Below are 11397 nucleotides of genomic sequence, written 5' to 3'. Positions count from 1 at the left end.
GAGGGCGTCAAGGGCGACAGGGGAGATTTGTGACTGCACCAGCACACGGATCGAGCACCGACCAGGTGCTCGGGCTCCTTCTCGACCAGGAGGAGCCGGTGACGCGTCCGTTCCTCGCCTCGGCGTGCGGCCTGTCCCGTCCGACGATCTTCACCGCGATCCAGCAGCTGGAGAAACGCGGGCTCGCGCACGCGGTCGGCCAGCAGAGCGGCGCACCCGGGCGGTCGGCCACGTTGTACGAGGTCCCCGAGGAGGCCGGGGCGCTGGCGGCCGTCGACATCGGCGGCAGCAACGTCCGGGTCGTCCTCACCGACCTGCGCGGGACGCTGGTGGCCGAGCAGCACCAGCCGACCGCCCGCCCCGGCGGGCCGGCCATCGTCGGCCAGGCGACCGAGCTGCTCCGCTCCACGCTGCTCGCCTCGCGGCTGGCCGCCGTTCCGCTCCACACGATCGCCGTCTCCGTCCCGGGCGTGCTGTCCCACGACGGACGCACCGTCAGCTATGCCTCGAACATCGACCAGTTCGAGCCCTTCGACTTCCACACGCCGTTCGCGGACGCCTTCCACGTCCCCGTCGTCTTGGACAACAACGTCAACCTGGCCGCGATGGGCGAGCGTTGGCGAGGCGTCGCCCGCGAGCTCAGCACGTTCGCCGTGGTGGCCGTCGGCGCCGGCATCGGCGCTGGCATCGTGCACGAGGGCCGGGTCATGCGCGGGGCGCACGGCGCGGCGGGCGAGGTCGCGTTCCTCCCTCCGTTCGGGAAGCGCCGCAAGGTGGACGCGCGCGCCCACGACGAGGCTGGGGGCCTGAGCCTGCTGCACGATGCCCGGTCGCGCCCAGGCTGGGCCGGGGAGCCGCCCACCACGGTCGAGGACCTGTTCCGTCGAGCAGCGGCCGGCGAGAAGCCGGCGGTGGCGCTCGTCGAGGAGGAGTGTGCGCGGATCGCGTCGGTGGTGGCCTCGATCTGCGCGGTCATCGACCCCGAGGCGGTCGTCCTCACCGGCGGGGTGGGCGACAACGACCGGCTGATCGCGCGGGCCGCCCACCTGGCGGAGGCGATGATCCCGTTCCCGCCCTCGGTGATCAGGTCCGGCCTCGGAGACCGGGCCAGTGTCATCGGCGCGGTGTACCTGGCGGCACAGTCCGCGAGACTCGCCCTGATGGAGGTCACCGGCTGACCGGTCACCAGCCGGGCGGCCGCCGATCGGCCCAGGGTGCGGCCGCCTCGATCTGCGCGGCGAGCGCGAGCAGCAGCTCCTCCTCCGCCGGCCGGGCGGCGAGCATCACCCCGACCGGCAGGCCGCTCTCGGTCCAGTGCAGCGGCAAAGAGACCGCCGGCATGCCGGTGACGTTCCACGCCGACGTCCACGGCGTGAAGGCCTTCTGTGCCTCGAAGTCGGCGTTCGGGTCCTGATCGTTGCGCATCGCCCCGACCAGCACCGGAGGGCTGGCGAGCGTGGGCGTGAGCACGGCGTCGTACGCCGCGAGCGCGGCCAGCGCACCGGCGGCGTGGCGCCGCACCGCGCCGACCGTGAGGCCGAAGTCGGGTCCGTCCACGGCCCGGCCGCGGGCGCTCAGCCACCGGGTCAGCGGCCGCAGCAGGTGCTCGCGCTCGGGCGGCACGACCGACATCGCGGTGAGCACCGCCCAGCAGGTCTCGAAGTCCGCGACCGCCTCGCGCGGCAGCGGCACCGGGACGTCGACGACCTCGTGGCCGAGCGACTCGAGCAGCCGGGAGGCGTCCTCCCACGCGCGCACGCAGTCGGGGTCGACGTCGGTGTCGGTGATCACCGGCTCGACGAAGCGGGCGATCCGCAGCCGGCCCGGGTCGCGGTCGCAGGAGGCGAGGAAGGTCTCCGACGGAGGTGGCGCCCAGAACGGGTCGCCCACGCGACGACCGGCGAGCACGTCGAGCAGTGCGGCGGTGTCGCGCACGGTCCGGGCGATCGGCCCGGCCGTGGCCAGGCCCACCGCGTCGCCGTACATCGGGGAGCCGCTGATCCGGCCGCGAGTCGGCTTGAGCCCGACCAGCCCGCAGCAGGAGGCGGGGATCCGGATCGACCCGCCGCCGTCGGAGCCGGGGGCGAGCGGCACCAGGCCGGCCGCCACGGCGGCCGCGGCGCCGCCCGAGGAGCCGCCGGCGGTCCGGGTGCGGTCCCAGGGCGTGACCGCGGGCGGCCCGACGTCCGGCTCGGTGTAGCAGGGCGAGCCGAACTCGGGGGTGTTGGTCTTGCCGAGGCTCACCATCCCGGCGGCCTCGACCGAGAGGGTGACGTTGTCGGACACCTCGGGCACGAAGTCCGCGAACGCCGCAGACCCGAACATCGTCCGCACCCCCGCGGTCAGGTTGAGGTCCTTGATCGCGGTGGGCACCCCCCACAGAGGCGACGCTCCCTCCGGCACGTCACCCAGCGCCCGGGCCTGCTCACGCGCCCGTTCGGGCGTGAGCGTGACGAACGCGCCGACCGTGTCGAGACGGTCGGCGCGTTCGAGGTAGTGGTCGACGAGCTCGAGGGGCGACACCTCACGGCGTCGCACGAGCCCGCCCTGCTCGACGGCGGTCAGGTCATGGAGTTCGGCCACGACCCGACGCTAGCGCTCCTCGCGCGAGTCAGGCAGCGGCGCCGTCGACGTCGTACTCCGCGAGGGTCCGCACCGCGCGGTGGAGCTTCTCCAGCACGTGCGCGTCGGTCAGCGGGTCGACGTCGACCGCCGACTGGGACACGGTCACGTCCTCGACGACGACCGCGCCCGCGACACCCGCGGACCGGGCCGCGTCGGCGTGCGCCCACTTGCCGCCGTACGGCGTGGGCGTGGCGCCCACGACGCCGAACGGCTTGCCGACCATCGCGCCGGCGCCGTACGGGCGGGAGAGCCAGTCGATGGCGTTGTTGAGAACGGCCGGCATCGTGCCGTTGTACTCCGGGGTCACGGCGAGCACGCGGTCGGCGGCCCCGACCCGCTCCCGCAGCCGGGCGGCCGAGGCCGGGATCGCCGTGGGGTTGTCGATGTCCTCGTTGTAGAACGGGACCTCTCCGAGGCCGTCGACGATATCGACGGTCACGCCCTCGGGGGCCTGGTCGCGCAGGACCTGGGCGATGCGGCGGTTGACAGAGTCGGTGCGGAGGCTGCCGACGAGGACAGCGATGGTTGTGGTCATGCCGGACGAAACGGACCATGGTCCGTTTTCTATTCCCAGGCATCTCAAGGAGTGGCTCCCTAGGCTGGGCCCGCCATGTCCGAGCACCAGCTGCTGCCCCTGCTCACCGGTCCGCCCCCGGAGCGGCGCGACGCCGCGCGCAACCGCGAGGCGCTGCTCGTCGCGGCCCGGGAGCTGGTCGAGCGCGACGGCGTGCAGGCCGTGACGATGGATGCGGTGGCTGCGGCGGCCGGCGTCGGCAAGGGCACGGTCTTCCGTCGCTTCCGGTCCAAGGAAGGCCTGATGGCGGCCGTCCTCGACCACTCGGAGACCGAGTGGCAGCGCCTGCTGCTGTTCGGCCCCCCGCCGCTCGGACCGGGCGCGCCGCCGTGGGAGCGGCTGGTCGCCTTCGGGCGGTCGCGGCTGGAGACGACGCTCCTGCACGCGGACCTCATCCGGGCCGCGGGAGCGGCCGGCACCCGGTCCTCGGCGGCGTACTCCCTGGTCGCCATGCACGTGCGCTACCTCCTCGCCGAGCTGGGCGTCACCGGCGACCTGCCACTGCTCGCGACCGCGCTCCTGGCGCCGATGGAGATACCGATCCTCGACCAGCAGCTGCACAACGACGGGTTCCCGATCGACCGGGTCCACGCGGGGTGGGTCGACCTGGCCCGGCGGATCGTCGGCGACGCCGCTCCCCCGCGGTGACGCTCAGGCCCGGGCGAGCCGGCGCGCGAGGTACGGCGCGGTCACGCTCGCCTCGACCCGCGCGACCTCGACCGGCGTGCCGGTCGCGACTACCCGGCCGCCCGCGTCTCCCCCGCCCGGACCCAGGTCGATGACCCAGTCGGCGGTGGCGATCGCGTCGAGGTCGTGCTCCACCAGGACCACCGTGTTGCCGGCGTCGACGAGCCGGTGCAGCTGGCGCAGCAGCAGCGCGGTGTCCGCAGGATGCAGGCCCGAGGTCGGCTCGTCGAGCAGGTACAGCGCGTGCCCGCGGCGCGCCCGCTGCAGCTCGGTCGCGAGCTTGATCCGCTGGGCCTCACCGCCGCTGAGCTCGGTCGCCGGCTGCCCGAGCCGCAGGTAGCCCAGGCCGACGTCGCGCAGCGTCTCCAGGCTCCGGGCGGCGGCCGGGACGTCGGCGAGGAACGCGGCGGCCTCGTCGACGGACAGTGCGAGGACCTCCGCGACGTTCCTGCCGCGATAGGCGACCTCGAGCGTCTCGTCGTTGTAGCGGGCGCCGTGGCAGGCCGGGCACGGCGCATAGGTGCCGGGCAGGAACAGCAGCTCGACCGCGACGAAGCCCTCACCCTGGCAGGTCTCGCAGCGACCCTCGGCGACGTTGAATGAGAAGCGCCCGGCGCCGTACCCACGCGCCTGCGCCTCGTCGGTCGCGGCGTACACCTTGCGCACCGCGTCGAACAGCCCGGTGTAGGTCGCGAGGTTGGACCGCGGCGTCCGCCCGATCGGCCGCTGGTCGACGAGCACCAGACGGTCGAACGACTCCATCGCGGTCGGGTCCTCGGCGAGCACCTGGCTGACCAGGGTCGACTTGCCCGATCCGGACACGCCGGTGACCGCGGTCAGCACGCACAGGGGGACGTCGACCGACACGTCGCGCAGGTTGTGCCGGGACACTCCGGCGAGCTTCACCCAGCCCTGCGGGTCGCGCACGTCGTGCTCGAGCCGCTCGGCCCGACCGAACAGGTAGGCACCGGTCGCCGACTCCGTGACGTCCTCGAGGCCCGCGACCGGACCGCTGTAGAGCACCCGGCCGCCCGCCTCGCCGGCGCCCGGGCCGATGTCGACGACCCAGTCGGCACGCCGTACGACGTCGAGGTCGTGCTCCACGACGAACAGCGAGTTGCCGGACGCCTTCAGGCGGTCGAGCACGTCGAGCAGCGGCTCCGCGTCGGCGGGGTGCAGCCCCGCAGAGGGCTCGTCGAGGACGTAGACCACACCGAAGAGCCCGGAGCGCAGCTGGGTCGCGATCCGCAGGCGCTGCGCCTCGCCGGGCGAGAGCGTCGTCGAGCTGCGACCGAGGCTGAGGTAGCCGAGGCCGAGGTCGAGCAGCACCCGGACCCGGGCGACCAGGTCGGCACAGATCCGCACGGCGACCTCGTGGGTCTCCTCGGGCAGGTCCGCGACCGGGCTCAGCAGCGCGACGACCTCGGTGAACGGGAGCTGGTTGACCTCCGCGATGGAGTGCCCGGCGAAGGTGACCGCGAGCGCCTCCGGCCGCAGCCCGCTGCCGTGGCAGTCGGGGCACGGCGCGTCCTCGACGAACCGCAGCGCGCGCTCGCGCATCCGCTCGCTCTTGGAGTCGGCCAGGACGTGCATGACGTGCTTGCGGGCGCTCCAGAACTTGCCGTAGTAGCCGTAGTCGATGCGGTCACGCTCGGGCTTGATGAGCACCGAGGGCTGCTCGTCGGTGAACAGCAGCCAGTCCCGGTCCTTCTTGCGCAGCTCGCGCCACGGCGTGTCGACGTCGATGCCCAGACCCGTGACGATGCTGCGCAGGTTGGCGCCCTGCCAGGCGCCGGGCCAGGCCGCGATCGCGCCCTCGCGGATGCTGAGCGACGGGTCGGGGACGAGCAGCTCCTCGGTGACGTCGTGCACGACGCCCAGACCGTGGCAGCGCGGGCACGCGCCCGCGACGGTGTTGGGCGAGAACGCCTCCGCGGCGAGGTGCTCGGCACCGGCCGGGTAGTCGCCCGCCCGCGAGTAGAGCATCCGCAGCAGGTTGGACAGCGTGGTGATGGTGCCGACCGACGAGCGCGATGTCGCGGCGCCGCGCCGCTGCTGGAGGGCGACGGCCGGGGGCAGGCCGGTGATCTCCTGCACGTGCGGGGCGCCGACCTGCTGGAGCAGCCGTCGGGCGTACGGCGCCACCGACTCGAAGTACCGTCGCTGCGCCTCGGCGTACAACGTGCCGAAGGCCAGCGAGGACTTGCCCGAGCCGGAGACCCCGGTGAACGCGACCATCGCGTCCCGGGGGATGTCGACGTCGACGTTGCGCAGGTTGTGCTCGCTGGCGCCGCGGACGCGGACCATCTGGTCGGGCGCGTCGGAGGTCACTCGTGAGCGGTACCCCGCCTGGGCGCTACGTAGCGGACGACGTGACGAGGAACTCGTTGCCGTCCGGGTCGATGAGCTCGACGCCACCCCGGTCCGGTCCGACCTCGGTCGCCCCGAGTGCCACCAGACGGGCGATGTCGGCCGCGAGGCCCGTCGCCGCGAGGTGGAAGCGCTGCCGGTTGCGCCGGAGCTTCGGGGCCACCGGCGGGCCACCCCAGGAGACCTTCGTGCCACCGTCGGGCGATTGGACCGCGGTCTCCTCGTTCTCGTCCCAGACCAGCGGCCATCCCAGGGCCTCGTGCCAGAACAGGCCGACGTCACGGGTGCCGTCGCAGGTGACCTCGCCGAGCAGACCACACCCGGCGAGGAAGTTGTTGCCGTGCTCGATCACGCAGAACTCGTTGCCGCCCGGATCGCGGAGCACCACGTGGCGCTCCTCGGGCAGCTGGCCGACGTCCAGGTGCTGGGCCCCGAGACCGAGCGCCGTCTCGACCATCCGCTCCTGGTCCCCGGGAGCGGCGCTGGTCACGTGGAGGTGGTAGCGGTCCGGCTCGGCCTTCACCGAGTCGGAGGCGACGAACTCGAGCCCGACCTGGCCGCCGCCACCGGGCAGCAGGACCCCGTCCGGACCGTCGACGGCCTCCCGGCCGAGCAGGGCACCCCAGAACGCCGCCACACCGGCCGGGTCCCGAGCGTCGTACGTCACCGCCACGAGTTCCAAGGACATCTCGGCACCGTAGGCACGGGCCGCGGAACGGCGCATCCCATTTCTGCGTGCCGTCGCGCTAGCGTGCCGAGAGACACGGGGGAAGGACACGATCCATGGCACACCACGACCAGCGGCTGACCGGTGACGCGGACGCACTCGTCGCCCATCTCGACGAGACGATCGTCTCCGGCAGCATGACCGCCACGTTGGAGCACGCCGTCGACCACACCATCGGCGACGCCCGGATGCTGGTGCGCGTGTACGAGCGGTACAGCGCCGCCGGCGGCAACCGGCTCAGCCTGTCCATCAGCGTGCTCGCCGTCGGCACCGACCTCTCGGTCCGCTCGTGGCCGCCGGTGGCGCCAACGCGCTCCTCTTCAAGCTCAACACCCTCGGCGAGGAGACGTTCCTCGACCTGGCACTGAGGGGGCTCGAGGACTTCATCGACCGGTCCGGCACGAGGCCCGCGCCGAGCTACCTGGACGAGGACGGTCGCTGAACGCGCAGCCGGGGCAGGGTGGACGCGTGCCGACCAGGGTCCCGCTCGAGAAGACCGCCGAGGAGCACGCCGAGGACGAGGCGTTCCTCGCGCTCTACGGACCGTGGGCACCGCTGGGGCCCGCGGAGCTCGCACGCGAGCTGGCCGGCTTCGACCGGCCGTGGTGGGTCGTCGGCGGCTGGGCGATCGAGGCGGCGACCGGCTACCGGCGCGAGCACGAGGACACCGACATCTCGCTGCTCGTGTGCGACGTACCTGCGTTCGTGGAGCTCGTCCGCGACCGGTGGCACGTCTGGAACAACGTCGGCGGGGTCCTGCACCCCCTGGGAGGCCGTTGGCGCACCGTCGACGAGCCGGCCAGTCAGCTGTGGCTGCGCGCTGATGCCACCTCGCCCTGGGTCGTCGACATCCCGCTGACGCCGGATGTGGACGGGCTGTGGAGCAACAAGTTCCTCGACGGACACGTCGCGCCCTGGGAGCAGGTCACCTGGCGGGCCGCCGACGGCATCCACTACCTCCGGCCGGAGATCGTGCTCGCCTACAAGGCCCGCCTGCGCCGCCCGAAGGACGAGCCCGACTTCGCGGCGACCCTGCCGGTGCTGGACGACCGGGCCCGCGCCTGGCTGCGGACCGCCCTGGGGTCGATGGTCCCCGACCACCCGTGGCTGGACCGGCTGTGAGGTCGTCGTGTCAGTGCCGGACGTGCTGATGCACGAGCAGCAACGCGTACGCCGCGGCGGACTTCGCGTCCGTGATGCTCCCGTCGCGGAGCATGCGCTCGACGTCCGTGACGCCGAACCACGCTGATCGCATGTCCTGCTCCGCGGCGTCCCGCCGCGGCACGCCCGGCGTGAGCTCCGTGGCCAGGAAGACGCTGCAGCGCTGGCGGAGGGTCCCCGGCGCCGCATCGAGCGTGCCGAGCAGCGTCAGGGAACCGGCCGACAGACCGGTCTCCTCGCGCAGCTCTCGGTCGGCGCACGTCTCCGCATCGGCATCGTTGCCGTCGACGCTCCCGGATGGGAACTCCCACCGCCGGCCCGCGACCGCATGGCGGTATTGCTCGACCACGTGCAGGCGGTCTCCGTCGGAGGGGATCACCAGAGCGATGTCGGGAGAGTCCACGACTGTGTAGTGACCGGTCGATCCGTCCGGTCGCCGGACCGCGTCCTCGCGGACCGACAACCACCGGTTCGCGAACACCTCACTGCTTCTCAGCGTCTCCACACCGCGATGATGCCCGCCAGGCGACGGCCCGGCGTCCCTAGCGCGGCTGTGTCGGCGTGGACGCCGCCGGCAGCGGCTCCGGGCCTCGGCCGGCCCGGCTCAACACGAGGTCGGCGACCACGAGCAGGAGCACCCCGATGATGCCGTCGACCCACCAGTGGTTGGCGGTGACGACCACGACGAGCACCGTCACCACCGCGTGCACCGCGGTGATCACCGCCAGCCAGCGCGGTCCGGTGCGGGCGACGACGTAGGCGATCAGGACCGCCCAGCCGACGTGCAGGCTCGGCATCGCCGCGAACTGGTTGGCCATCGCACCACTGGCGCCGTCGTACGGCGAGGGTCCGAGGATCGTCATGGTGTCGGTGAAGCCCCACTGGGGGAACATCCGAGGCGGCGCGAGCGGGAAGGCGAGGTGGATGAGCAGCGCGGACCCGGTCTGGAGGACCAGCAGGTTGCGGGCCCACGCGTACTCGTGCGGCGCGCGCCGGGCGAAGCCCCAGGCGAGGAACAGCACCATCAGCGGGAAGTGAACGCCGGTGTAGTAGACGTTCGCGGCGCGGAACAGGGCATCCGAGCCGACGGCCGCCTGGAGGGCCGCCTCGGAGGGCAGCCGCAGGACGTCCTCGAGCCGACGCACCAGGTCGGCGTGGCGCAGGGCGACGCCCTCCTGGTCGGCGACGAGCGCGCGGCCGAGCTTGTAGACGCCGAACAGGGCGACGACCAGGATCAGCTCGCGCGCCGCTCGGGCCGCGCGGGTGCCGTGCGCGACGCGGGCAGCACGGGCGACGGCGGGCCGGTACGACGGCGCAGGGTCGGCCGTTCGCGGAGGGCTGTCAGGGTCGTCGAGCATGGTCATCAGGGTGCGGAGGCGGCGCCAGTCGGCAACCACCGTGCCACTCACCGACCCTACCGAGCCCGCCTGCCCAGTCGACGACCGGACGGCTCGACCGGCCGCTGACGCGGACGACCCCGCCGGGCAGGTTGAGTCGGGAGTTCTGACGGTTGAGTCGGGACAAGACTCCGGACTCGAGCGTCAGAAGTCACGACTGAACCTCGGAGCTCGTCGGAGAGGAAGGGGGACGCGCTCAGACCTCGTGCTTGCGCAGCCCGAACGTCAGCCCGTCGACCAGCGCGCCCCACGACGCCTCGATCACGTTGGCGCCGACGCCCACGGTGACCCAGGACGACTCGCCGTCGCTGGTCTCGATCAGCACCCGCGTGATCGCGTCGGTGCCGTGCCCCTGGTCGAGGATGCGCACCTTGTAGTCGATCAGCTCGAACTTCGCGACCTGCGGGTAGGCCTGCACGATCGCCTCACGCAGTGCGTGGTCGAGGGCGTTGACCGGCCCGTTTCCTTCGCCGGTGACGACGTAGCGGACGCCTCCGGCCTTGAGCTTCACGGTCGCCTCGGAGACCGCCTCCTCGTCCGCACTCCGCTTGGTGAGCGTCTCGGTGATCACCCGCCACGACTCGACCTCGAAGTACGACGGGCGAACCCCCTCGACCTCCTCGGCCAGCAGCAGCTCGAAGGACGCGTCGGCGGCCTCGAACGTGTAGCCGCGGTTCTCCAGGCGCTTGACCCGCTCGGTGATCCTGGTGACGAGGGCCTTGTCGTCGGGCGAGTCGCCCGAGAGGTCGAAGCCGAGCTCGCGGCCCTTCAGCTCGATCGAGGCCCGCCCGGCCATGTCGGAGACCAGCAGCCTCATGTCGTTGCCGACGGCCGCGGGGTCCATGTGCTGGTAGAGGTCGGGGTCGACCTTGATCGCGCTCGCGTGCAGGCCGGCCTTGTGGGTGAAGGCCGAGCTGCCGACGTACGGCTGCCGCGATGCGGGCGGGAAGTTCGTCACCTCGGCGACCGCGTGCGCGATCCGGGTGGCCTCGGTGAGCAGGCCGGGCGGCAGCACCCGGCGGTCCAGCTTGAGCTCGAGGTTCGCGACCACCGCGATCAGGTCGGCGTTGCCGGTGCGCTCGCCGTAGCCGTTGATCGTGCCCTGGACGTGCGTGGCGCCGGCGTCCACGGCCGCCAGCGTGTTGGCGACCGCGCAGCCGGTGTCGTTGTGGCAGTGGATGCCGACCCGCACCTCGGCGTTCTCGCGCACGTCGTGCACGACGTCGGCGACCCAGGCCGGCAGCATGCCGCCGTTGGTGTCGCACAGCGCGATCACCTCGGCGCCCGCGTCGTACGCCGTGCGTAACACCTCGAGCGCGTAGGCCCGGTTGGCCCGGTAGCCGTCGAAGAAGTGCTCGGCGTCGAGGAACACCGTCTGCCCCTCGGCGCGCAGGTGGCTCACGGTGTCGCGGACCATCGCGAGATTCTCCTCGAGCGTGGTGCGCAGCGCCAGCTCGACGTGGCGGTCGTGGGACTTCGCGACCAGCGTCACCACCGAGGCGCCGCTGTCGCGCAGCGCGGCCACGAGCGGGTCGTCGGCCGCCTTCACACCGGCACGTCGGGTGGCGCCGAACGCAGCCAGCCGGGCGTGCTCGAGGTCCAGCTCCTGCGCGGCGCGGCGGAAGAACTCGGTGTCCTTGGGGTTCGCGCCCGGCCAGCCGCCCTCGATGTAGCCCACCCCGAGCCCGTCGAGCTGCCGGGCGATCGAGAGCTTGTCGGCGACGGAGAGGTTGAGCCCCTCCTGCTGGGCGCCGTCGCGCAGGGTGGTGTCGTAGACGTGGAAGGCGCCGTGCAGGTCCATGGTTCTCTCTCGGCTGGGTGGGCCAGACATGAAAAAACCTCTCGGAGTACGAGAG

General features: G+C 72.7%; 11 protein-coding genes. 4 read left to right on the top strand and 7 right to left on the bottom strand.

Annotation, left to right across the window (positions count from 1 at the left end; genetic code table 11):
• The first annotated feature begins 29 nt into the window (after positions 1–29).
• Entirely contained in the window at positions 30–1178 is a 1149-nt protein-coding gene (locus tag QQZ14_RS22655) for an ROK family transcriptional regulator (protein WP_284536692.1), read from the top strand.
• 4 nt (positions 1179–1182) lie between these two features.
• On the opposite strand, the gene QQZ14_RS22650 is transcribed toward QQZ14_RS22655, so the two are convergent.
• Complete coding sequence (locus tag QQZ14_RS22650) at positions 1183–2583, bottom strand: amidase (protein ID WP_284536691.1); 1401 nt, start codon at positions 2581–2583, stop codon at positions 1183–1185.
• Positions 2584–2611: 28 nt separating this feature from the next.
• Complete coding sequence (locus QQZ14_RS22645) at positions 2612–3160, bottom strand: NAD(P)H-dependent oxidoreductase (RefSeq protein WP_284536690.1); 549 nt, start codon at positions 3158–3160, stop codon at positions 2612–2614.
• Positions 3161–3235: 75 nt separating this feature from the next.
• Between QQZ14_RS22645 and QQZ14_RS22640 the strand changes: the two genes are divergently transcribed.
• The gene (locus tag QQZ14_RS22640; protein ID WP_284536689.1) at positions 3236–3847 is read left to right on the top strand and encodes a TetR/AcrR family transcriptional regulator; all 612 of its coding nucleotides are present in this window, start codon (positions 3236–3238) and stop codon (positions 3845–3847) included.
• 3 nt (positions 3848–3850) lie between these two features.
• Here QQZ14_RS22640 and uvrA read toward each other — a convergent pair whose 3' ends face one another.
• Positions 3851–6217, bottom strand: a complete 2367-nt coding sequence (gene uvrA, locus QQZ14_RS22635; RefSeq protein ID WP_284536688.1) for an excinuclease ABC subunit UvrA — start codon at positions 6215–6217, stop codon at positions 3851–3853.
• A gap of 25 nt (positions 6218–6242) precedes the next feature.
• Entirely contained in the window at positions 6243–6944 is a 702-nt protein-coding gene (locus QQZ14_RS22630; protein WP_284536687.1) for a VOC family protein, read from the bottom strand.
• Positions 6945–7039: 95 nt separating this feature from the next.
• Between QQZ14_RS22630 and QQZ14_RS22625 the strand changes: the two genes are divergently transcribed.
• Positions 7040–7351 carry a DUF6054 family protein gene (locus QQZ14_RS22625; protein WP_284536686.1) on the top strand — a complete coding sequence of 104 codons (312 nt, stop codon included), beginning with the start codon at positions 7040–7042 and terminating at the stop codon, positions 7349–7351.
• Between the two features lie 100 nt (positions 7352–7451).
• A complete protein-coding gene (locus tag QQZ14_RS22620) occupies positions 7452–8105 on the top strand; it encodes a hypothetical protein (RefSeq protein WP_284536685.1) in 654 nt (217 codons plus the stop codon).
• A 10-nt stretch (positions 8106–8115) separates the two neighbouring features.
• On the opposite strand, the gene QQZ14_RS22615 is transcribed toward QQZ14_RS22620, so the two are convergent.
• From QQZ14_RS22615 to cimA, 3 genes are all read right to left on the bottom strand, one after another.
• A complete protein-coding gene (locus tag QQZ14_RS22615; protein WP_284536684.1) occupies positions 8116–8547 on the bottom strand; it encodes an NUDIX domain-containing protein in 432 nt (143 codons plus the stop codon).
• 139 nt (positions 8548–8686) lie between these two features.
• A complete protein-coding gene (locus QQZ14_RS22610; RefSeq protein ID WP_284536683.1) occupies positions 8687–9502 on the bottom strand; it encodes a phosphatase PAP2 family protein in 816 nt (271 codons plus the stop codon).
• A 235-nt stretch (positions 9503–9737) separates the two neighbouring features.
• On the bottom strand, positions 9738–11342 hold the full coding sequence (gene cimA, locus QQZ14_RS22605; RefSeq protein ID WP_284536682.1) for a citramalate synthase: 1605 nt from the start codon (positions 11340–11342) through the stop codon (positions 9738–9740).
• Positions 11343–11397: the final 55 nt, after the last annotated feature.

The organism is Nocardioides sp. T2.26MG-1 (genome assembly GCF_950101795.1).
Taxonomy (GTDB): Bacteria; Actinomycetota; Actinomycetes; order Propionibacteriales; family Nocardioidaceae; genus Nocardioides.
The sequence above is the reverse complement of the archived record's forward strand: the minus strand, read 5'-3'. Positions and strand labels throughout refer to the sequence as shown.